This is a genomic window from Alcaligenes sp. GW821-FHT11D07, assembly GCF_058808495.1.
The window spans coordinates 293,332-314,049 of the sequence record NZ_JBXART010000002.1; the positions used below are offsets into that span (position 1 = coordinate 293,332).

Below are 20,718 nucleotides of genomic sequence, written 5' to 3' on the forward strand. Positions count from 1 at the left end.
CGGTGTTTTTTACAACGCAGGAATACGCAGTACCTGACCGGGGTAAATCTTGTCAGGGTGGCTGAGCATAGGTTTGTTGGCTTCAAAAATAACGGTGTATTTTGCGCCGTTTGCTTTGCCGTAATTGGTTTCGGCAATTTTCCACAAGGTATCGCCTTTCTGTACGGTGTACATGGTGGCTTCGGGGGCAGGCTGCGCAACGCTCAGTTGGTTATCTACTTGAGAGACGCCCAATGTGTTGCCCAGGGCCAGCACAATCTTTTCGGCTTGTTCAGTGGATGCTGCCTGGCCGCTAACTGTGACTTTATCGCCATCAACGCTCAGGTTCAGACCTTCGGCAGAAAGTTGGTGTTTGGCCAATTCTTTCTGAAGTTCGTCTGCTGTGGCTGCTTTGGCCTCGTTGGCACCAAAGAGTTTTTCGCCGACATCTTTAAGGAAACTGAATACTCCCATCGCTTTGCTCCTGAAGTTAGGGGTCTGTGGCTACTTGCCTGATAGCAGGCAAGCAAGGCCCATTATGACCTCATTTCTAGCCGCAAGACCGTAGCGGAATGTCAGCAATTGTGCATTTTAAAAGGCCAGTATCAACCGCCCCCGACTGCAACCACAATTTCCAGGGTATCGCCTTCCTTGATGGGCGTGCTGGCGTGCTGGCTTTTGGGCACAATGTCGCCATTAAGCTCTACGGCAATACGTTTGTTTTCGTAGCCCAGCTCAATAATCAGCGAGCCAACAGTATCAGTGTTTGCCAGAGTCTTGCTCTGGCCGTTCAGGGTAATGTTCATAATTGTCTCTGGATATGGTCCGGGCAGAGCCGGACGAGTGATTCAGATGGCAAATTTCTGGGTGGCGTTCAAGAGCTGGGCCAAAATGCCGGGCTCGTCGTAGGCGTGACCCGCATCCGCAACCATGTGAAATTCCGCTTGTGGCCATGCGCGGTGCAATTGCCAGGCGGTATGCGCAGGGGTGCACACATCATAGCGTCCCTGCACAATGACGCCTTTAATGCCATGCAGACGGTGGGCGTTTTTAAGTAGTTGATCCGGCTCCAAGAAACCTTTGTTCATGAAGTAATGGTTTTCAATGCGCGCAAAGGCTAAAGCCGCTCTATCACTGGATTTGGCATTCAGGTGACTGTCGCTGGGCAAGAGCGTGATGGTATTGCTTTCCCATTGCGACCACGAATGGGCAGCTCGTAGCTGCACAGCAGGATCATCGCCCGTCAGACGCCGGTGATAGGCACCGATAAGGTCGTGACGTTCGTCTTCGGGGATCGGGGCCACATAGTTTTCCCAGATATCGGGGAACAGGCGCGAGGCTCCTTCCTGGTAGAACCAGTGCAGCTCTTCAGGGCGGGCCATGAAGATACCGCGCACAATCAATTCGCTGACGTGCTCTGGATGAGTCTGGGCATAAGCCAGCGCCAGAGTTGAGCCCCAGGAACCACCAAAAACCAGCATTTTGTCGGCCTTGAGCTTTTCCTTGCGTAGCCGCTCCATGTCCCCAAGCAAATGCCAGGTGGTGTTGTTCTCCAGGCTGGCATGGGGGTAAGAACGCCCGCAACCGCGTTGATCGAACAGCAGCACATTGTATTTTTGCGGGTCGAATAGGCGGCGGTGGTCGGTAGAACATCCTGATCCCGGCCCACCATGCAAGAAGATGGCTGGCTTGCCTTCCGGGTTGCCACAGCATTCCCAGTAGATATGGTGCCCATCATCGGTGTGCAACGTGCCTTGGGCATAAGGCTCTATAGGCGGGAACAGGGTAGCGCTCATTGTTCTTTCTTGGGCCAGTTCAGTTCAGGGGTAGGAGTGTCGTTGCGGGTGAAGATCAGATCCCAGACGCCATGGCCCAGACGCAAGCCGCGGTTTTCGAATTTGGTCAGTGGGCGGAAATCAGGACGCGGAGCGTAGCCTTCGTGTGTGTTGCTAAGCATAGGTTCGGCAGACAGCACTTCCAGCATTTGCTCGGCATAGTTTTCCCAGTCAGTTGCACAGTGAATATAGCCACCGGGTTTAAGGCGGCTGGTCAGCAACTGAATAAAGGGCGATTGCACCAGGCGACGCTTGTGATGGCGCTTCTTTGGCCAAGGATCGGGGAAGTAGATATGAATACCCGCCAGCGAGCCGGGGGCGATCATGTCACGCACCACTTCGACAGCATCGTGCTGGATGATGCGGATATTGCTGATCTGGTTGTCGTCGATACGCTTGAGCAAGGCGCCCACACCCGCGTTAAAGACTTCTACACCCAGGAAATTGTCGTCTGGTCGGGCTTGGGCGATCTTCTGAGTGGTTTCACCCATGCCGAAGCCGATTTCCAGAATCAGCGGGTTGGTGTTGCCAAAAACCGTTTCTGGTTTCAAAAGGCCGTCGCGGTACGTAATCGACCACATAGGCAACAGGCGCGCCAGGGCTTGTTCCTGGCTGGGCGTGATGTGCGCGCGCCGATGAACAAAGCTACGGATATGGGTCTCGCCGGAATTGCTGTTCGCGACATTGGGCGACAACAGGGATTGTTTTTCGTTGCTGGAGGTCATGGTTGGGGCGCGGGCATCAGAAATGGCTCGCGTATCAGCTAAAAGCGGGAAAACTCTATTGTAGTGAGTCTTGCCGCTGAATTCATGTAGTGGCTTGCGAAAAAGATGGCAGTGGTATGACGCACGAACAGGAGATCGCGCTATAATTTTCGCTTCCCCATTCGCGGGACCGTCTGCTTTTGACGCAGACCTCTCCATCAGGGCGGGTGTAGTTTAATGGTAAAACTGATGCTTCCCAAGCATCCGTCGTGGGTTCGATTCCCATCACCCGCTCCACCCAGTTTTTCAAAATCATTAGTTCTCTGGCCGTCGCCTGGCCTGCCTTCATCCGTCGCTATTTCCCTTGCTTGGCTATTGCTGGCGGGCTTCTTGTTTGCTGGCCGGCTCTAACTTGAAGCTACTGGAACTGTTCTTACCGCTTAGGCGCTGTGTGCTTCACAGCCGAGAATGCAACCGTGCATGGATAGATAAAAGCCTCAGGGTGGATTTTTTTCAACATAAAATTATTCATATATGAGCTTTTATTTAATTTAGTGGTTCATATATGGTCTTTTAATCGCCTGGTATTTGATGGTGTTGTATGATCAAATATAAGTTCTTAACGATCTAGATGAGTCATATTTGATGGTTTAATTCCGTTATGGCACCTGTAAAACAAACCACTTCTCGGACCGCCGTTTCTCGTCCTGTAGACCGTGCCTTGCAAGGTCTTGGACGGGACATTTCAATTGCGCGTCGTATGCGTCGCCTAAGTCAGGAAGAGTTGGCAGAGCGCATTGGTACTTCACTAAGTACGGTCCGACGTATGGAGGCGGGTTACGCAGGTACGGCCTTGCATACTTTTCTGAGTGCTTTACACGTGCTGGGTCGACTTAGTGATGTCACTAAGATAATGGCGATGGAACATGACGAGCTAGGTATGGATTTGCTGCGTGAGCAATTGCCGCAGCGAGTCAGGGGCTCCCGCCCGTCTAAAGCACGGAATACCGCTCAGGCCCCTGATCCAGAGCGTTCCGCTCCTGTTGATCCGGATAAATTGGAGGGGTTTTAATGCCTGGTAAATCCTCCAAACGCCAAGATCTTGAAGTGCATCTGGGAGCGAACGGACGCTTGGTAGGGCGTTTGCATTTAGGTAGCGGCAGACGCAGCGCATTCAGCTATAGCCAGGATTGGTTGCAGGACCCTGGTTTTTTCGCACTTTCTCCGGATCTGCAGCCAGTTTTGGGTATCCAATACCCTCAACAGGTGTTTTTCCTGGCATTGGAAGATACAGCCCCTGATTCTTGGGGCGAACGGGTGATTCGGCGAGCCCATGCCAAACAACGCCAGGAAGACCGTGAACTGCCGCCCTTGGAACCCGTGGATTTTTTAATGTGGGTTGACGATGAGGCGCGTATGGGGGCCTTGCGTCTTTTTGACCCTCAAACAAAAACGTATTTGCGTTCGGGAGAAACACAGAGACACGTGCCTCCTTTAGTGGAACTGGACAGGGTGCTACGTGCTGCGCATGCCTTGGAGGCGGGCACAGAAAGTGCGCAGGATTTGCATTATCTGCTCGGCCAAGGCACGTCCTTGGGTGGTGCCCGTCCCAAGTCAACAGTGCGTGACACGGATGGCCGCTTGGCTTTGGGCAAGTTTCCTAGTCAGGCAGATCAACGTGATGTGATTCGTGGGGAGGTGTTGGCCATGCATCTCGCCGAAAAAGCCGGTATTAATGTAGCGGCCACCCGAATTGAACTGATTAATGGAACCGCTGTGGCCATTATTCGACGCTTTGATCGCAATGACGAAGCTAACCGTATTCCGTATGTATCCGCGGCAACCATGTTGCAGTCCGATGGCCGCGACGCCACGCATGCGTATACCGAACTGGTTGATGTGCTGCTACAGAGCGGAGCCAAACCTATCGCGGATATTCAGCAGTTATGGCGCAGGTTGGTCTTTAATTTTTTAATCTGCAATACGGATGATCATTTGCGCAATACAGGTTTTTTATATGACGCGCGTGCTCGTGGGTGGCGGCTGGCTCCGGCGTTTGATTTGAATCCTATGCCGGGTGATCGTCGTGAGAGTAAAACGTGGTTGACTGAAGATTCGGGCCCTATCGATAGCCGGGCCATCTTGATGGCAGGAGCATCTTATTTCAGATTGGATGCAACAGAGGCCGAAGCAATTTGGGCAGAGGTCGCCTTGGCAGTCAGTAGTTGGCGCAGCGTGGCGAAAGGGCTGGGTATGCGTAGCACGGATTTGGTGGATTTTGAGTCTGCATTTTCTTAAGGTCTACATCTTGCTGTGTGTATCAGTGATTGTTTACTCTCAGCGCGAGACATCAGGGTCGCACAGGTGCTCAAACGGTAGGCCTCAGTCCATTTCGATGGCACTATAACGACCATGCAAGAAGATCTTTTTGGCGATGCCCTTCCTGCTCCGACTGCTCCAGCATCGGGAAAGGCCGCTTCATCCACTCGACGAAAAATCACTAAGGTAAGCCTGGTTCCATCCGCTCTGGACTGGAGCGATCTGGCTGCTCAACTCCCGGAAAACCTACGCTTTGGTGTGTCTACCTGGTCCTATCCCGGCTGGGAGGGCTTGGTTTGGGACGGTGAGTACGATCCCAGCGTCTTGTCCAAGCATGGGCTGGAGGCCTATCACCAGCATCCGCTGATGCGCACGGTGTGTGTAGACCGTACCTTCTGGCGCCCTTTGACGGTGACGCAATATTGCGCCTATGCGGCGCAGGTGGATGCGGATTTCCGTTTTGTCGTGAAATGCCCTTCCATGATTACCGATGCTCAGGTTCGGGATGAGGAGGGCAAGGCGCGTAAGTCGAATCCGGATTTTCTGGATGAGCGTCTGACTGTAGAGCAGTTTGTGCAGCCGGCGGTAGAGCGCTTGGGGGAGAAGCTGGGCGTTCTGGTTTTCCAGCTGAGCCCGATCTCGTGGGGATGGATGAATCGCCCCGCAGAGCTGTTTGAAAAATTGGGGCTAATGCTGGCTGCTGCTCGCCAGGCCTTGCCAGAGAGTTCCTCCGTGGTGCTTGCCGTGGAGGTTCGGGACCCAGAACTATTAACGCAGTCCTTGGTAGATACGCTCAAGGCACACGGTGCGACGTTCTGTTTGGGATTGCATGGCAAGATGCCGCCTATCGAAGAGCAACTGCCTGTGTTGAGAGCGTTGTGGCCGGGTCCGCTGGTTTGTCGCTGGAACCTGAACCGGGAGTTTGGCGCATACGGCTATGCGGATGCCCAAAAAAAACATACGCCGTTTGATGCGATTCTCAGCGAGGACGTGCATACGCGTACCGTATTGGCCCGCACAATACGAGGCATCACAGGTGCTGGCCAAGACGCCTACGTGACGATCAGCAATGATGCCGAAGGCTGCGCGCCTTTATCGATTCAAAAGCTGGCTCAGGCTATTGTGGCGACGGAAAAATAGCCTGCATCGCATCCGGTTTTTTCGGCTACTCAAAAGACAGCCCGAAGCCCCTTGCTTGTGAGTCGCAGGGTCGGCACCAAGGGAGGCTTGCTAGTGCTCCTTGGCCACGTCGTGACTTAAGGGGTAATAGCGGGGGCGGTTGGGCTGACTTGCCAGAACAGGCTAGCCAACCCAATGAAAAATAGTGCCTTATGCCGCTGCGGGGCGGGTCTTGTTGATCAGCTCATCCGTTGTCATGACGTGGGCAGTGGATACGGCCAGCACGCCCAGCGTCACGCGGTGCACTTCTTGCGCTGGTATGGCCCCAAAGCCCGCATCCGGGTAGTCGTAGGTCCCTGTGGCATCGGAGATAAAGGCCACCCGGTAGCCATGAAACATGGCGTCGCGTGCCGTCGCATGGCAGCAGTTTTCTGTGGTGACGCCAGCGATCACGACAGTCTCGATTTTCCTGGTGCGCAGGATGATATCCAGATCGGTGCCAAAAAAGGCGCTATAGCGGTGTTTCTTGACCACGATTTCGTCGCCTTGCGGAGCCACGTCGGGGTAGATGTCGGCCCCTGGGGTGTCATCCACCAGTCCAACCTGATCTTGAATAGGCGGGTAAATCTCCCCAAACAGGCCCATGTCGCAGCGACTGCGGCGGTGCACGTGCGCGGTGAAGATGACTTGCATGCCTGTTTGACGAGCGTGAGCCATCAGCTTTTGCAGTCTAGGCATCAGCTCCATCCCCATTGGAGTCTCCATCGGGGCACCGGGAGCAATGAAGTCGTTTTGCATATCGATCACGATGACAGCAGTGCTGGCAGGGTTGACCTGATCAATCTGGATAGCCATATCATTTTCCTTTGGTTTGCTTAAATATCGGGCGGCTGTGTATTTGGTATTGCCTTGGCCCGGTCTCATAGACACATCCAGAGTAGGACAGGGAGCGATAAACTGCTTTGCCTTGCATGCCAATAAAGCTTCTTCACTTGGCTGACAGTGCCATTTGTCGATGGCAGCGCAACTTGCGCCGGTGGTCTGGCGTCAGATGGCAAGCGCTAAGCGCGAAGGTCTTCCTACAATCCAAGCAAGCGGGGCAAGCAGGACGAATTGCCCAGAGCGGACAGGCTATAGAGTTAAACCGGGCCTGTTCTACGCCTTACAGCGCGTTTGTTGATGTCAGCAGCGCGCCAGCTTGATTGCAACTAGGGGAAGAGCACATGAAAATTAGTCGACGTTCCTTATTACTAGCCGGACCGGGCCTGATTGCCAGTATGGCGATGGCCCGCTCTGTCTTTGCTCAACAAGGAGCTTTGCAGGACTTGGGGCCAGGCTCTGAAGATCTGGCCTTGGCGATTGATGCCTATATCTTTGCTTATCCATTGGTGACGATGGAAATGACTCGCCGCATCATCACCAATGTGGCAGAGGTAAGCGGTGTGCGCGGCCCTATGGGGCATATCATCAAGGCACGCAGTTATCCCGATGCCTCGTTTCGCGATGTGACTGCACCTAATGCTGACACGCTCTACACCAACGCGTTCTTTGATGTCGGTAATGAGCCTTGGGTATTGAGTATTCCCGATATGCAGGACCGTTACGCTTTGATGCCCATGCTCGATGGCTGGACGACGGTGTTTCAGGTTCCCGGCAAACGCACCACCGGGACGAAAGCGCAAACCTACGCTATTACGGGTCCGGGCTGGAAGGGAACCTTGCCGGAAGGCGTGACGGAGTACAAATCTTCAACCAGTCTTGTCTGGCTGCTTGGCCGCATCTATTGCACAGGCACTCCAGAGGACTACGCAGCGGTTCATAAGTTGCAGGACCAGTTCCAACTGGTTCCCCTAAGTGCCTATGGCAAGCCGTACACGCCGCCTGCGGGTAAGGTTGATCCATCGTTGGATATGGTGACCGCCGTGCGCGATCAGGTTCACAATATGGACGCCGTTTCGTATTTCACGCTGTTTTGTGAATTGATGAAGCGTAACCCGCCCACTATTGCGGATACGGCTCATGTAGCCAAGTTTGAGCGCCTTGGTATTGTGCCGGGTAAAGACTTTGAACCTGGCAAGCTCAAAGCAGATTTTGCTGGTCGCACCCCCAAGCTTGCTGTTGAGAAAATCATGCAGCATTACGGAGCGCTGACGCTGAAAAACGGCTGGTCATTTACGACCGATACCGGGATTTACGGCACGGACTACTTGATGCGGGCGTTCATTACCGCGATCGGCTTGGGCGCTAATCGTCCCCAGGACGCCATTTATCCGATCTCCAAAGGTGATGCGGATGGTCAGCCCTTCTCAGGCGCTAACAAGTACGTCCTGCGTTTCCCGAAAGGGCAGTTGCCGCCGGTAGACGGGTTTTGGTCGTTGACGATGTATGACGCAGACTACTTCTTTGTGGATAATCCGCTGAACCGTTACTCGATCAGCCCACGCCAAAATCTGCAGGTCAATCCGGACGGATCGACTGATCTTTACATCCAGAACGAGTCACCGGGCAAGGACAAGGAATCCAATTGGTTGCCCGCTCCTTCCAAGGACTTTATCTTGATGTTTAGAACCTACTGGCCGCGCCAGTCCGACCCAACAATCCTTAACGGCACTTGGGCAATTCCGGCCGTTCAGAAAGTCACTTAAGACTTTTTTCCAACACGCCGCCTCGTCCTGCAGGAAATATTGTTTCTGCAGGATGCGGCGGCGTAGTTTATTTAGACGCTGGGTTGAACGGTTCACAAGGTCAAAAAGGGCGGGGCTTGTCGGCATCATAGGGTAGGACGTAAGCTGCCAGAATAATGATTCATTCATCGGTGTAGCAAACACCGGCCATGGAGGTTGAACCTATGACAGCGATCATAGCGGTCAAGCCCGGAGACAGCTTTGAACACTGGCACGACGTTACTTGTCGGCAGTTTTCTCATACCGAGTGCAGCCCTATTGCTCAGCGCAATTTTCAGGCGCGGGTCACGATTAAATCCTTGGGAGGATTGGCGCTAAGTCGTATCTGGTCCTCCACCCAGCAGGGCGAGGCTATTCGCGTCAGCCGGCGTTCCGCCGATATTCGCAAGGATCAGCGAGACTGCTTCATGCTGTGGCTGATGTTGGATGGAAGCACGCAGCTTTATCAAGATGGACGCCATGTCCGCCTGGCCCGAGGGGATCTGGTGTTGCAAGACCAGTCGCGTCCTTTTGATTTGGAATTTGGGCCGCTGTCGCATGCGCTCATGCTGGCCATTCCACGCCCTTTGTTGCTGACGCGTTTGACCGCAGTAGACCGCATGGCGGCCCGCCGGATTGATGCGCAGTCCAGTATGGGGCCGCTGGCCGGTGCACTGATACAAGAAGTGTTCAGCATGGAGCAAAGCCGGGATGACAGGCTGGAAAAGCGTTTGAGCACATCGGTGCTGGATCTCCTGTCCACGGTGTTCGATTCCGAGCTTGCCTTGCCTTCTTTAGCGATGCGTCGCGAACAACGCTTGGAAGAAATCAAAGCCTATATGCTGGCCCATTTGCAAAACTGTGAGCTGGATGTAGAAACGCTTGCTCAGGCCGCTTCTATGTCGCTTCGCAGCCTATATCGTTTGTTTGCGCGTGAAGCGATAACGCCCATGCAGTGGTTATGGGAGCAGCGTTTGATAGCCAGTTATCGGCTCCTGGATGAGGGGAGTGGGGGGCGGGTGACAGATGTTGCTCTGGCCTGCGGTTTTAAGGATGTCTCCCATTTCAGCCGGGTGTTCAGGTCCCGCTTTGGTGTATCGGCCTCATCCTTAGGGAAACGTTGAGCGGCACACCTGTAAAGGCGTGCCCACTATCACTTTGGTTTTGTACAGAAACGGGGGCTTTCAGCCCGCTTTACCCCCTTAGGTGCGGCGGGCTGATGGACGCTTAGAACTGATAGCGCAAGGACGCCATGACGTTTCGAGGAGCTCCCCAGAAAACGGTGTTGTAGTTACCTATGCCCGCGTAGTAGTGCTTGTCGAACAGGTTATTGATATTGACTGACAAGCGCGTGGCTTTGTTGACATCGTAGGCACCGCTCAAGCCCACAACGGCATAGGGCTTGCGCTCGAAACGGCGAGTCTGGCCATCAACCAGCTGCGTGAAGTAGCTGCCGCTTTGCCACTGGATATTGCCGCCTACGGTCAGACGCTGACCGGCCACAGGCAGGCGGTAGTAAGTTGCCAGCTTGAATAAATGTTCCGGTTGCCGGGAGCTGGCTCGTACACCGTCTGCATCGCGGGAGCGGGCGTAGGTATAGCCTGCGTGCAGTTGCCAGTCAGGCAAAATCTCCCCGGATACTTCCAGTTCCAGACCTCGGGTTTTGACACCCGGCACGGCAATATAGGCCACTCCGCCCATGGGCGTTTGCGGATTCAAGGGGTCGGGCTCGGCCACATTGTCTTGCTTGATTTGGAACAGAGCCACGCTGGCATTGAGCTTGCCGTCCAGGTACTCGCCCTTCAAGCCAATTTCCATGCTTTTGCCCGTCAAGGGCTCAAGTTGCTCGCCGTTTGCCTTGAAGTTATAGGCCTGCGGTTTGAACACGTCGGTGTAGCTGGCGTAAGCAGTGTGAGAGTCGTCCAGATCTACGCTCAGACCCAGATAGGGAATGATTTTTCCGCTGACCTGGGTCTCGTGTCGCTGCAGCGTGTTCAAGGCATTCAGGCTTTCCAGTGACCAGTCGTAGCGCACTTGGCGAGCGCCCAGAATCAGATTTACGCGCTCATGGGGTTTAAGCACAGCAGCTCCGTACACCATGTGCTGCTTCACATTAACGTCATGTTGCAACCACCATTCGTATTCAGTGGGTTCAGTGGCGTTGTTGTTCCATTGGAAAATGTCTGGCACCGTCATGTCGGTATCCCCATCCCAACGGCGAGATAGCGCGTGCGTCTTGGCGTAGTTGGCCCCTACGACTAGCTCATGCTCCCGACCCAGCAAATTGAAGGGGCCGCTTGCGTGCAAGTCCAGCGTTTTTTCCTTAGAGTCGCTGTCAAAGCGCGAGGCCCCACCTGGGTAAAAGCCATGACTGATTTCATGGGTCTGCGCGTTGACGAAATCGGCAGAAATACCGGACATGACTTGACGCGTGCGGTAGTCACGCTGGGAAGCAGCCAGCTTGAGCGTCCAGCCGGAGTCAAACCGGTGATTCAAGTCGGCAAAGACGCGCTGGGTGTCTTGGTTGCGCCAGGCCCAGCGGTCGGCTGGATTGACGTGGCGATCGATGGAGAATGGGCGGCCATCGCTGTAAAAAGCGGGCAAGTGTTCGTTGGTGGTGGCGTCGTTACGGTTGCGTTGATAATCCAATCCTAATGCCACCGTGGTGCGCTCGCCTATGTCTGCTTCCAGAATCCCGTAAAAGATATTCTGTTGGCCCTTGGCATAGTCCATGAAGCTACGGTTGTTTTGAGTCGCACCGACCACTCGGCCACGTAGTGTGCCTTCCGCAGACAGGGGACCGGACAGGTCTAGCTCGGTCGTGTAGGTGTCCCAACTGCCAGCCCCGATTTGGGCATGGCCCTGGAATTGAGCGGTCGGACGTTTTCGTACCATATTGATCACGCCGGAAGGATAACCTGCGCCATTGACCAGACCGGTTGCCCCTTTCAGGATTTCGATGCGGTCGTAGATGGCCGAGTTACTAATGCTGTAGTTGTCGCGCACCGCGCCGCCGTCTGAAGAAAGGCTAGGCAGGCCGTCAAACTGGAAGTTCTCCAGATTGAAGCCGCGCGAATAAAAGCTGAAGGACTCGGAGTTATCCCGGTTCACGATTACGCCCGGCGTTTGCTGCAGCGCGTCCGAGATGTTCTGAATGCCTTGATCGTCCATCTGTTGACGGGTAATCACGCTGACTGACTGGGGCGTCTCGCGCAGGCTCAGGTTCAGGCGGGTGGCACTGGTGCTGTGTGTTGCCGTGTAAGAGCCGGTGTTTTCCGTGCTTAGCGTGTCTCGGCTGGCTTGCACGGTGATGGGGGCCAACTGGGTGCTGTCGCTGCTCAGTGCCTTGCTTAAGGTGTAGCGATTTCCCTTGCGCGTGTACTCAATCCCGGTGCCTGCCAGCAGCTGTCGCAGGGCTGCTTCTACTGAGTCTGCCTGCTGTATGGCGGGTGCTTGCAAACCTTGCACGATGTCGGGATCAAAATATAGTTGCACGCGAGCTTGTTGACCCAAGGAAAGCAAAGCCTGCGACAAGTTTTGGGCCGGCAAGGTAATGGTGCTGGGGGTTGTGCTTTGTGCTGCAGCGTAAAAGGGCAGAGTGCTCAGCGACAGAGTCAGGGCCGTGGCATGCACAAAAGAGCGGCCCAGGCGAAGACGCCGTACGGGCAGTGGAATGGAAGGCAAAGAGGTCATGTTGGAAAGCAAGCGATAGGGGAATGTCGAGTCATGGATCAAAGCCTGGCCAGGCGGTTCTGCTGTGAGACGCATGGGCAGCTCAAAACCCGTAATGCCGCTTGAAAAATATTTCGTGCCCAAGGGGTAGGGAAGGGGCTAACTGGCCGGATACAGGCAGATCAGAAACAGGACTTATCGTGCGTGCAGTTGGACTTGCCCCGATGGCTGAATATCGACACGCAAAGGTAAAAGCTCAGGCAGGGCTTGAAGCATGTCGGCGCTTTCGCGCAGTTCAAACACGGCGGCGATACGACGGGGAGCCAGGCTGGCATCCATGATGCGGATGGCTTGCTCGGCAGGGCGATACCGGTTGAGCTCTTTAACTACCTCTTGCAACGGTGTATTGCTGAAAACTAGCTGGCCGGTATGCCAGGCGGTCGTGGTCTGGGCTACCACCGGCTCGATCAGGGAGCGGTTATTGTCTGCTTCCAGGCTGACTTTTTGATTCGGTTTCAAGGAGATGCGGTTGGGTGACCACCAGCGTCCACTGCTGACTTGAACCTGCCCCTCTTGCACGACGACACTTAAGGCTTGCGGATCACGGCGCACATTGAAAACTGTTCCTGTGACCAGAATATCGGCCAGTCCGCCTATGACCTGAAAGGGCCGTTCGGCGTGCTTGCGTACATCAAACAGTGCTTCACCTTGGTGCAAGGTAATTTCACGGCGATCCGCATAGTAGGCTACGTCCACCAGTGTGTCCGTGTTCAGGTGAATGATGGACTCATCGGGCAGAACAATGCGCTGCTGTTGGCCGCGTGCGCTGTGGTATTGAGCTGTGAATTCGGCCGTAGGCAGCCATGCTGCCCGTAGACCGGGAAGGGCGATAAAGGCTGCGCCTGCTGCCAAGGCGGGGGCGCCAAGGACCAGGCTGGTACGAAGCCAGCGACGGCGAGCGGGCTGGCTGGGGGCCTGATCCAAAATTGCTTGCCAGTGCTCATCGGGTATGGCTTGAGTTGCCTGCCAGGTCAGCAGCAATTGCTGGTAATACGTTTCGTTGTCCGGGGAGGACTGCCGCCAGCGGCTCAGCTCCTGGCACTCCTCCTCGCTCAAGCTGGCTGCCTGCTCGCGCACCAGCCATAAGCTCAGCTCATCAGGATTCAAGGGAAGGGGAAGCGGCGTGCTGCTTGTCATGGGAAAGAAGGCGTGCGGATTCACTTGGGCTGCTGGAATTGGCCCAGGCGTTTATGCAGGTGATCCAGAGTGCGAGCCATATGCTTTTCGACCATGCTTTGGGACAGATTCATTTTGCGGGCGATCTCGGGCAGAGTGTATCCCTCCAGCCGGTGCCAGGCAAAGACTTGCTGGCTTTTCACAGGCAGTTCGGCAAGGGCCTTTTGCAAGGCGTGACGCAGTTGGGTGGCGCGCAGTTCTTGCTCGTGGGAGTGATCCAGAGGGTGGTCTTCATCGCTCAAATCTTGCCAGGCCGTATGCACCTGGCGATGGGCACGGCGGCTCAAACTGACCAGGCCATTGTGGATGCTGCGGTGAAGAAATGCGCGGGGATTGACGATAGCGTCGGAGCCTTGCTCCAGCATATTGGCGATGGCATCGTGTGTGGCATCTTCTGCATCCTGCCGATTGCCGTAGCGCCGAGTCCAGGTCGAAATCAGTTCGGTGTAGTGTGCGAGCCAGCTGTTTCGCAGGGGAGGCCGATCAGACATGGATGATTTATAAATGAGAATCGTTATTATATGGGTTTCATTTTATAAGATGTTTACCCCCTCTTGTCCATGCTTTCCTGCCTGAACCGGCTGATACAGCCTCTTGGACAGAGCGGTTTGAGGGATTCTGACCACATTTTCTGCGCTGAAAATCAGGCATGTTGAACTCCAGCTTTCAGAGTGAAGCAAGGCCGGGGCTGCTCTCTAAAAAAGCATATTTCTGTTGCGGATGCCTTGAAGCAGGGGTGTTCAGGATTGTGGGCCTCTTCCTGTTTTTCTGAATAGATGCCATCAGTTGATTATTTTTTGTAAAGTTAACCTGACTTATTGACAGGTCTCCGTGACTTATTTAAAGTCAGGTTTACTTTACATTTCGGTGCTCCATTATGTTTGTTAAACACAGTGCCTCTTCTGCTGGTCGACGCTATCTGGTGCTCACCTTGCTCTTCATGGGGATCTATATCCTGATCAATCTGTTGACCATTCTGGGCTTGTTCGACAGCCTGCTTGGGCAAGCCACAGGTTGGTTGATTGCTATCGCCGTGGCCTTGCCGGTTGCCGGGCAAATGTGGGCCACCCTAGGTTTGATGGCGCAGAGCGATGAGTTTGTGCGGGTGATTGTGGCCAAGTGCTTTGTCTTGGCTGCCGGCACCACCTTGACGCTGTGGACGGCCTGGGGATTTGGCGAAACCTACGCTGCTGCGCCTCATATTCCTGCGTGGCTGATCTATCCCTTCTTTTGGGCCGTGTTTGCCATGGTCTCCCCCTTTGTCCGGACTAGCGATTAAATGAAAAATCGATTGCGAGTATTACGGGCCGAGGCAAACTGGACGCAGGCTGATCTGGCAGAGCGCTTGGGGGTATCCCGGCAAGCCGTCAATGCCTTGGAAACTGGCAAGCATGCCCCCTCCCTGGACTTGGCATTCCGGATCAGTACCTTGTTCAAGCAAACCGTGGAAGAGATATTCGAGAACCCGTATCAGGCGGATGCTGGCTGATTCAGAGCCTTGGCGATGTGGGGTTTTTTCCTTGTCAGCCGCGAACAGCCATCCACGATTTTTTGCAGGTAGAAAGGCAAGCAAGTGGCCAGCGTCTGGCTTGTGGCGAGTATGATGATTGACGCTTTTTGGAGCTGGCTCTGAGCGGCATATTGATAAGGTGAACGGGGATTGGAATGGAATTAAGAAAAATACGCGCTGCCGATTGGGACTGGATACAGCAGTGGTTTCTGGATGAGGATCTGAATCGGGAATTGGGCCCTTTGGATCAAGAATGGCTGGATCATGTTTTAAGCGCTGCTGACAGCATACAGCTGGTGGCTGAGCAGGATAAACGGCCTGTGGCTTTGATTGGCTGCGTTTGGGGAGATGGTGGGGATCTGCCCCATGCTATTACTGACATTGCGGTAGACCCGGCCTTGCGTGGAACAGGGCAGGCCAAAGCAATTGTGCAGGCGGTATTGGCTTGGCCGGGGCACCCACCGGCTCGAAGGTGGGTGGCTTTTGTATTCCCCGAAAACACACGCGCTTGCCACTTTTTTGAGAGCCTAGGCTGGGAGCATGTGGCCTTAGTAGATCAGATGAATGAGTACGAATTCAAGCTACCCACGGGCTTGTAGATCCAGGCTTATGGATGATCCAGCAAGCTGTCTTTGAAAGACACAAAAAAAGGCCGGTATTGCACCGGCCTTTTTTTATGAATTGCCTATCAGGGGTAGAACAGCAAGAGTCCAAACACCACAAAAATCATCAGGTGCATATAGCCTTGAATGGGTGAAGTTCGCTTGCCGCTAAAGCTCATGATGCTAACGATCAGGGTGATCAGGAACAGCGCAATTTCAGTATTGCTGATGCCCATGATGACCTGCTTGCCGGTGACCAAACCAATCATCAGCACCACCGGCACCGTCAGGCCCACGGTGGAGACAAATGCCCCCAGACACAGGTTGATAGCCCGTTGCATTTCATTGTTCATGGCCGCTTTGATAGCGGTAATGGACTCAGGCGTGAAGACGATAATGGCGATCAGCACACCGCCCACTGCCACTGGAGCCCCCGAGGCCGCAATCCCGTAGTCAGTCACAATGGCCAGGTCGTGGGCCAGCAAGACAATGGGCAGGATCAAGGCCACCAACACGCAGCTGCGAATCACCATGGCGCGGATGGCTTGGGCGTCATGCACTTTGGGGCTGGGCTCGTTCTCTACAGGGCCAGATGCTGCTTGTGTGGGCTGCATATAGTCCTGACGGTGGCTGCCCATTTGCAGGTATAGAAAGATGCCGTACAGCAGGCCGGTCAGAATGGAGATGCCAATGGCCTGGGTTGTGGAGAACTCTCCGGCACCGCTGGTGAAGTTTGGCAAAATTAAACCTACCCCGGTCAAGAGCACGATCATAGACAGGTAAGTATTCGTGCCTTGGCGGTTGAACTCCTGGTCGCCATTGCGCGCCGCTCCGGCAATCAGACACAGCCCGGTGATCAAGTTCAGGATGATCATCATCACCGCATAGATCGAGTCCCGTCCAATGGTGGGGAAGTCGCCCGGCCCCAAGAGCACGGAGGCAATCAGGATGACTTCGATCAAGACAATGGACAGGGTCAGAATCAAAGTGCCGTAAGGCTCGCCCAGTTGGTGTGCTAAATGGTCAGCCTCGCGTACTACCCCAAATGAGGCTGCCAGAATCGTCACAAATAACAGTACAAAGACCAGAGCGGCGGTTGTGCCGTTCAGGGTGCCCCCCAGCCATTGCCCGCCGAACACCATGAACAGCACAACAATGGACCAGGAACCCAGCAATCGCAGCCAGGTGACGGGAGGAATAAGGTTTTTAAGTCCTGCGTGTTCCATGATTCTTATTTCCTGAGAGCAAGGGCAAAGAAAGGCAAACGAGCAAGTTTGTCGTGCGCTAAGAAAAAGGTAGATGGGCAAGCCCGTGTGGATATTAGGACACGTAGGAGTGTGGCAGGGTAGGCCATGATGATGCTCCGCCTGGAGGTAGGGCCGTCCCTGAACTGAAAGGACAGATCCAGGCCGTCCTGGATCTGTTTTGAATTGAACTATTCACGTGCTGACGATTTTATCACCTTGGCCTTGAGCGGCAAGTCCGGCTGGTTTGAAATCCTTGAAAGTGTGGTGTTCCGCATCCTTGGGAGGGCTTGGTATGGATTTCTTTATGTTTTTTTTCCGAATTAAGGCGGGCACCAGCCTGCGGCAAAAAGGGGTGGTCCAGACGGGCGCAGACAGGGCGTGCTTTCTGTATAGGGTCTATTTTTTTCCATGGCCTGCCTAAATTTCCCGGGTGCTATCCCGGAATAGGTTTTAAAAGCAGTAGAAAAATTAGCGGGGCTTGAAAAACCTAAATCCGTGGCGATGACATCAATTTTTAAGGCCGTGGTGCGAAGCAAATACTCCGCCCTATACATGCGTTGCAGCCGGATATAACTGCTGACGCTCAATCCAAAATTGCGTTGAAAGATATTCATGATTTTGCGGCGCGAGATCTTGAACATATCGCACAGTTCTTTCTGGCTGGGCGGGGTTCCCAGATTAGCGTCAATTGTTTTTTGAATAGCATGGATCAGCATGCTGGTTTCGGCGGTTCTGTTTAGCCGCTGGTTGGGTGCCTTGCCGGGAGCTGGGGCAGGCACGCCCAGCTTGGGAAAGCGCAGCGGAACGTTGATGCGTTCTTTAACCTCGTCGACCGCGTAAGGGTTGCCGATATAGTCCACCGCTCCGGCTTTTAAAAAGCTTACGCATTCGTCGCTGCTGCCATCCATGCGCGAATCCAGAATGATGATGGGGATATGCGCTGTAGCTTTCAGTCCTTGCAGCATGTGGGTCAAGGACAAGGCGTCAATTCCCGCCAATTGCTTGTCCATCAGGACAAGTTCCGGCAGCGTCAGCTGAGCCTTGGTATATCCTTGCACGCCATCGGCGGCGACAGAAACTCGAAATGCACCAGCAAGCAGGGATTGAAGAAGTTGTTCGTGCTGTCGAGTGTTATTGGAGATCAGCAGAATCCTGATTTTTTGATCTGGCTGATACTTTATAGTGGCGTAGTTGTTCAATATAAAGCCCCGCGCCCTTCTTCCGATGAAGATGGCTACCTTTACTGGCATTGCGCAAGTAGCCAATTTCTTCAGAATACAGACTCAATGAATAGATAAAATCTATCGATATGATTCGTACGGCAGACATAACATTCTGTATCAATGGAAAAAGTAAATTTTCAAAATTGCTCATTGCATTTCATTTTCGGCAGGCGCTATGCGCAAAGCCTAAAACCCAGGCCTTAAGCGGGACCTAAAAGCCCATCTTTAGGAATGCTACGCTGGCGTATGAGTGAATTTTCCTGATAGGAAAAGGCGTATTTTTACGGCTTTTACCCCTGAAAAAAGGGGTAAGTCCGGGCCTGGCCAGCAGTGGTTTAGCCGTATTGAGTGTGCACCTATCAGGGCCAATTCTGCGCAGATTGGCCGCCCTGTTTCGTGACGATTTATCAACTCAGGGGCCAGGGCGAGCAGCAAAGGATTTGTTGGGGGCTTTTTTGTTGGGTTTTGACCATGCCTTTAGCTGTAAATGAAACCATTGTTATGGGATTTATGACGGTTTCATGAGCAAGCTTTGCAATTATTTCTAGGTCTGTATCTAGCTGGTGTTTGAAATTGATCAGATCGCAAAAAGACAAAGGCGAGACAAGGTTGATAGTCCTTGTCCCGCCTTTGTCTTGGATACAGCGTGTTCGCTGTTGTGTAGCCGGGCTTAGATCGTTTCAGTATGCAAAGCGATGGCGTCGTTCAGCATCTCCAAACGGTCCTGGCCCCAAAACAGCTCCCCTTGATATACATAAGAGGGCGAGCCAAACACGCCAACGGCAATCGCCTCCTTAGTATTTTCCTGGTATTGCCTGCTCGCCTTGCTGGCCTGTTGGAACCAGTAGTCCGCATCCAGCTTGTGCGCCTGCAAAATCTGCGCCAGTTGGGCGGGGTCAGAAATATCCTGTTCCTCGCACCACTGCGCGCGCAGGATGGCTTTATACAGCTCCAGCACCGGCAATCCGGCTTGATCGACCGCCATCACAAGAGTAGATGCCAAGGTGGCGTCGGGGCACATGAAGCGGGGCGTTGGGTTGACATGTATATCCAGCTTCTTGCACCAGCGTTGCAACTCGGCAATACGATAGGCCTGACGTTCGGGGGAACGCTGGCCCAGCAAGATACCGCCTGTCCGGGCATAGACTTCAGGCAGGTCCACCGGTTTGTAATGAATCTGCAGCCCGTGCTTTTGGGCAATGTCTTCCAGACGATCCGCACCCAGGTAGGCCCAGTCGGAGTTCATCCAAAAGTAGTAATGGATACCGGGGGCATTCATGTGCGCACCTTTTTCCGGGTGGCCAGGCTGGGTAGGGAAAAATGCGTGGGCCCATGCATGAACCAAGTGCTGGCAAAAGCAATCAGGCCCAGCGCGCTGAGATACCACACGATGTAGTGGGGCTGGCCATCGCCATAGGCCAGCAAGGAAGTGGCGACCAGGGGCGCCAGTCCACCGCCAATGGCCCCGGATACCTGCACGGCAATCGAGATCCCGCTATAGCGAACTTCAGGCGGAAACTGGGTGGAGAACAGACCACCTTGAGGCCCATACAAAGCGGCATACACCAGACCAATCGCAATCACCAAAGCCAGAGTAATAGTTTTGCTGTCCAGGCTCCCCAACATGGAAAAGAAGGTGGATGAAAAGGCCAGCATTAGCACGGTGCCTGCCATGAACACCCATTTGAAGCCTATCTTGTCGCCCAAAACGCCGAATAAGGGCATGGTGAACAAGGCCGCAAATGCGCCCCACACGGTAGCGTCCAGCATCACGCTGCGCTCTACGCCCAAAGTAGTGGTGGAGTAGGCCAGGGCAAAAGTCACGACGGTGTAGAACCAGGTCACTTCGGCCAAGCGGCCTCCTACTACCAGCAGCACTTCACGGGGATAGTGGCGCAAGACTTCCAAAGCGGGAATGGCGACTTGCTTGCCCTTTTTGCTCATCTGTTCAAAGTCCGGGGATTCGGCCACTTTGGCGCGTATCCACCAGCCCACCAGCAGCAAGGCGACGCTGGCCAGAAAGGGCAGACGCCAGCCCCAGGACAACATGTCCTCTTCCGGCAGGGCGGCAACCGCTCCCATAGCAAGCGAAGACAGAATCAGGCCCGGCGCGACGCCTGTTTGCGGCAGGCTACCAAAGAAGCCTTTTTTACCCTCCGGAGCGTGTTCAACCGCCATCAGGACGGCACCGCCCCATTCACCTCCCACCGCAATGCCTTGAAGAAAACGCATCAAGACCAGCAATACAGCGGCCCAATAGCCAATGCTGTCGTAAGAGGGGATCAGACCAATCAAGATGGTGGGAATACCCATCAAAAATAGCGTGATCAACAGCATGGATTTTCGGCCTAGCTTGTCACCGAAGTGGCCAAAAATAAAGCCGCCCAAGGGGCGGGCGAAAAAACCAACGGAATAGGTGGCAAAGGCCGCCAGTGTGCCCGTAATCGGGTCAAAGGCGGGGAAGAATATTTTGTTGAAAATCAGTGCGGCAGCTGTGCCGTACAGAAAAAAATCATACCACTCGATAGTGGTTCCCATCATGCTGGCCAAGCCAGCCGTAACGTACTGGCGCGACGAGCGCGCCTGTCCGGTGCTAGGCATCGTCATAG

General features: G+C 54.2%; 20 protein-coding genes and 1 tRNA gene. 9 read left to right on the forward strand and 12 right to left on the reverse strand.

Features of this window, described 5'->3' with window-relative positions; all coding sequences use genetic code 11:
- Positions 1–9 precede the first annotated feature (9 nt).
- From lysM to trmB, 4 genes are all read right to left on the reverse strand, one after another.
- Positions 10–453 carry a peptidoglycan-binding protein LysM gene (gene lysM, locus AC1RSM_RS09950; RefSeq protein ID WP_492932044.1) on the reverse strand — a complete coding sequence of 148 codons (444 nt, stop codon included), beginning with the start codon at positions 451–453 and terminating at the stop codon, positions 10–12.
- 131 nt (positions 454–584) lie between these two features.
- A complete protein-coding gene (thiS, locus tag AC1RSM_RS09955) occupies positions 585–785 on the reverse strand; it encodes a sulfur carrier protein ThiS (RefSeq protein WP_492932046.1) in 201 nt (66 codons plus the stop codon).
- 42 nt (positions 786–827) lie between these two features.
- Positions 828–1,775 (reverse strand): prolyl aminopeptidase, encoded by a 948-nt coding sequence (pip, locus tag AC1RSM_RS09960; protein ID WP_492932048.1) that lies wholly within the window; start codon positions 1,773–1,775, stop codon positions 828–830.
- The gene (gene trmB, locus AC1RSM_RS09965; RefSeq protein ID WP_492932050.1) at positions 1,772–2,539 is read right to left on the reverse strand and encodes a tRNA (guanosine(46)-N7)-methyltransferase TrmB; all 768 of its coding nucleotides are present in this window, start codon (positions 2,537–2,539) and stop codon (positions 1,772–1,774) included. The genes pip and trmB overlap by 4 nt, the downstream gene beginning before the upstream one ends.
- 202 nt (positions 2,540–2,741) lie before the next feature.
- On the opposite strand from trmB, the gene AC1RSM_RS09970 reads away from it, so the two are divergent.
- From AC1RSM_RS09970 to AC1RSM_RS09985, 4 genes are all read left to right on the forward strand, one after another.
- Positions 2,742–2,815 (forward strand) — tRNA-Gly (locus tag AC1RSM_RS09970).
- A gap of 364 nt (positions 2,816–3,179) precedes the next feature.
- Positions 3,180–3,590, forward strand: coding sequence for a helix-turn-helix domain-containing protein (locus tag AC1RSM_RS09975; RefSeq protein WP_492932052.1), 411 nt, complete (start codon positions 3,180–3,182; stop codon positions 3,588–3,590).
- Complete coding sequence (locus tag AC1RSM_RS09980; RefSeq protein WP_492932054.1) at positions 3,590–4,816, forward strand: type II toxin-antitoxin system HipA family toxin; 1,227 nt, start codon at positions 3,590–3,592, stop codon at positions 4,814–4,816. The genes AC1RSM_RS09975 and AC1RSM_RS09980 overlap by 1 nt, the downstream gene beginning before the upstream one ends.
- A 114-nt stretch (positions 4,817–4,930) precedes the next feature.
- Entirely contained in the window at positions 4,931–5,977 is a 1,047-nt protein-coding gene (locus tag AC1RSM_RS09985) for a DUF72 domain-containing protein (protein ID WP_492932056.1), read from the forward strand.
- A 189-nt stretch (positions 5,978–6,166) separates the two neighbouring features.
- Here AC1RSM_RS09985 and AC1RSM_RS09990 read toward each other — a convergent pair whose 3' ends face one another.
- Positions 6,167–6,811, reverse strand: a complete 645-nt coding sequence (locus AC1RSM_RS09990) for a cysteine hydrolase family protein (RefSeq protein ID WP_492932058.1) — start codon at positions 6,809–6,811, stop codon at positions 6,167–6,169.
- Positions 6,812–7,179: 368 nt separating this feature from the next.
- Between AC1RSM_RS09990 and AC1RSM_RS09995 the strand changes: the two genes are divergently transcribed.
- Positions 7,180–8,601: a DUF1254 domain-containing protein gene (locus AC1RSM_RS09995; RefSeq protein ID WP_492932060.1), complete on the forward strand. Its 1,422-nt coding sequence runs from the start codon at positions 7,180–7,182 to the stop codon at positions 8,599–8,601.
- A gap of 203 nt (positions 8,602–8,804) precedes the next feature.
- Entirely contained in the window at positions 8,805–9,743 is a 939-nt protein-coding gene (locus AC1RSM_RS10000) for an AraC-like ligand-binding domain-containing protein (protein ID WP_492932062.1), read from the forward strand.
- A 103-nt stretch (positions 9,744–9,846) separates the two neighbouring features.
- On the opposite strand, the gene AC1RSM_RS10005 is transcribed toward AC1RSM_RS10000, so the two are convergent.
- The 3 genes from AC1RSM_RS10005 to AC1RSM_RS10015 all read right to left on the reverse strand — a co-directional run bounded on the left by AC1RSM_RS10005 (position 9,847) and on the right by AC1RSM_RS10015 (position 14,018).
- A complete protein-coding gene (locus AC1RSM_RS10005) occupies positions 9,847–12,387 on the reverse strand; it encodes a TonB-dependent siderophore receptor (RefSeq protein WP_492932064.1) in 2,541 nt (846 codons plus the stop codon).
- 99 nt (positions 12,388–12,486) lie between these two features.
- Complete coding sequence (locus tag AC1RSM_RS10010) at positions 12,487–13,512, reverse strand: FecR family protein (RefSeq protein WP_492932066.1); 1,026 nt, start codon at positions 13,510–13,512, stop codon at positions 12,487–12,489.
- Positions 13,509–14,018, reverse strand: coding sequence for an RNA polymerase sigma factor (locus AC1RSM_RS10015; protein WP_492932068.1), 510 nt, complete (start codon positions 14,016–14,018; stop codon positions 13,509–13,511). The genes AC1RSM_RS10010 and AC1RSM_RS10015 overlap by 4 nt, the downstream gene beginning before the upstream one ends.
- A gap of 386 nt (positions 14,019–14,404) precedes the next feature.
- On the opposite strand from AC1RSM_RS10015, the gene AC1RSM_RS10020 reads away from it, so the two are divergent.
- The 3 genes from AC1RSM_RS10020 to AC1RSM_RS10030 all read left to right on the forward strand — a co-directional run bounded on the left by AC1RSM_RS10020 (position 14,405) and on the right by AC1RSM_RS10030 (position 15,636).
- The gene (locus AC1RSM_RS10020) at positions 14,405–14,806 is read left to right on the forward strand and encodes a hypothetical protein (protein WP_492932070.1); all 402 of its coding nucleotides are present in this window, start codon (positions 14,405–14,407) and stop codon (positions 14,804–14,806) included.
- Entirely contained in the window at positions 14,807–15,016 is a 210-nt protein-coding gene (locus AC1RSM_RS10025) for a helix-turn-helix transcriptional regulator (protein WP_492932072.1), read from the forward strand. It abuts the gene before it with no gap.
- Between the two features lie 176 nt (positions 15,017–15,192).
- Positions 15,193–15,636, forward strand: coding sequence for a GNAT family N-acetyltransferase (locus AC1RSM_RS10030; protein ID WP_492932074.1), 444 nt, complete (start codon positions 15,193–15,195; stop codon positions 15,634–15,636).
- Between the two features lie 89 nt (positions 15,637–15,725).
- Here the strand turns inward: AC1RSM_RS10030 and AC1RSM_RS10035 are convergent, their stop codons facing one another.
- From AC1RSM_RS10035 to AC1RSM_RS10050, 4 genes are all read right to left on the reverse strand, one after another.
- Positions 15,726–16,865 (reverse strand): calcium:cation antiporter, encoded by a 1,140-nt coding sequence (locus AC1RSM_RS10035; RefSeq protein ID WP_492932076.1) that lies wholly within the window; start codon positions 16,863–16,865, stop codon positions 15,726–15,728.
- A 341-nt stretch (positions 16,866–17,206) separates the two neighbouring features.
- On the reverse strand, positions 17,207–18,085 hold the full coding sequence (locus tag AC1RSM_RS10040) for a helix-turn-helix domain-containing protein (RefSeq protein WP_492932078.1): 879 nt from the start codon (positions 18,083–18,085) through the stop codon (positions 17,207–17,209).
- 694 nt (positions 18,086–18,779) lie between these two features.
- Positions 18,780–19,388 carry a 2-hydroxychromene-2-carboxylate isomerase gene (locus AC1RSM_RS10045; protein WP_492932080.1) on the reverse strand — a complete coding sequence of 203 codons (609 nt, stop codon included), beginning with the start codon at positions 19,386–19,388 and terminating at the stop codon, positions 18,780–18,782.
- Positions 19,385–20,716 (reverse strand): MFS transporter, encoded by a 1,332-nt coding sequence (locus AC1RSM_RS10050; protein WP_492932082.1) that lies wholly within the window; start codon positions 20,714–20,716, stop codon positions 19,385–19,387. Before AC1RSM_RS10050 ends, AC1RSM_RS10045 begins: the two co-directional genes overlap by 4 nt.
- Positions 20,717–20,718: the final 2 nt, after the last annotated feature.

Excerpts from the sequence above, each read along its gene's own strand:
- lysM (WP_492932044.1), bottom strand. The coding sequence starts at position 453 with ATGGGAGTATTCAGTTTCCTTAAAGATGTCGGCGAAAAACTCTTTGGT.
- thiS (WP_492932046.1), bottom strand. The coding sequence starts at position 785 with ATGAACATTACCCTGAACGGCCAGAGCAAGACTCTGGCAAACACTGAT.
- pip (WP_492932048.1), bottom strand. The coding sequence starts at position 1,775 with ATGAGCGCTACCCTGTTCCCGCCTATAGAGCCTTATGCCCAAGGCACG.
- trmB (WP_492932050.1), bottom strand. The coding sequence starts at position 2,539 with ATGACCTCCAGCAACGAAAAACAATCCCTGTTGTCGCCCAATGTCGCG.
- AC1RSM_RS09975 (WP_492932052.1), top strand. The coding sequence starts at position 3,180 with ATGGCACCTGTAAAACAAACCACTTCTCGGACCGCCGTTTCTCGTCCT.
- AC1RSM_RS09980 (WP_492932054.1), top strand. The coding sequence starts at position 3,590 with ATGCCTGGTAAATCCTCCAAACGCCAAGATCTTGAAGTGCATCTGGGA.
- AC1RSM_RS09985 (WP_492932056.1), top strand. The coding sequence starts at position 4,931 with ATGCAAGAAGATCTTTTTGGCGATGCCCTTCCTGCTCCGACTGCTCCA.
- AC1RSM_RS09990 (WP_492932058.1), bottom strand. The coding sequence starts at position 6,811 with ATGGCTATCCAGATTGATCAGGTCAACCCTGCCAGCACTGCTGTCATC.
- AC1RSM_RS09995 (WP_492932060.1), top strand. The coding sequence starts at position 7,180 with ATGAAAATTAGTCGACGTTCCTTATTACTAGCCGGACCGGGCCTGATT.
- AC1RSM_RS10000 (WP_492932062.1), top strand. The coding sequence starts at position 8,805 with ATGACAGCGATCATAGCGGTCAAGCCCGGAGACAGCTTTGAACACTGG.
- AC1RSM_RS10005 (WP_492932064.1), bottom strand. The coding sequence starts at position 12,387 with ATGCGTCTCACAGCAGAACCGCCTGGCCAGGCTTTGATCCATGACTCG.
- AC1RSM_RS10015 (WP_492932068.1), bottom strand. The coding sequence starts at position 14,018 with ATGTCTGATCGGCCTCCCCTGCGAAACAGCTGGCTCGCACACTACACC.
- AC1RSM_RS10020 (WP_492932070.1), top strand. The coding sequence starts at position 14,405 with ATGTTTGTTAAACACAGTGCCTCTTCTGCTGGTCGACGCTATCTGGTG.
- AC1RSM_RS10025 (WP_492932072.1), top strand. The coding sequence starts at position 14,807 with ATGAAAAATCGATTGCGAGTATTACGGGCCGAGGCAAACTGGACGCAG.
- AC1RSM_RS10030 (WP_492932074.1), top strand. The coding sequence starts at position 15,193 with ATGGAATTAAGAAAAATACGCGCTGCCGATTGGGACTGGATACAGCAG.
- AC1RSM_RS10035 (WP_492932076.1), bottom strand. The coding sequence starts at position 16,865 with ATGGAACACGCAGGACTTAAAAACCTTATTCCTCCCGTCACCTGGCTG.
- AC1RSM_RS10045 (WP_492932080.1), bottom strand. The coding sequence starts at position 19,388 with ATGAATGCCCCCGGTATCCATTACTACTTTTGGATGAACTCCGACTGG.
- AC1RSM_RS10050 (WP_492932082.1), bottom strand. The coding sequence starts at position 20,716 with ATGACGATGCCTAGCACCGGACAGGCGCGCTCGTCGCGCCAGTACGTT.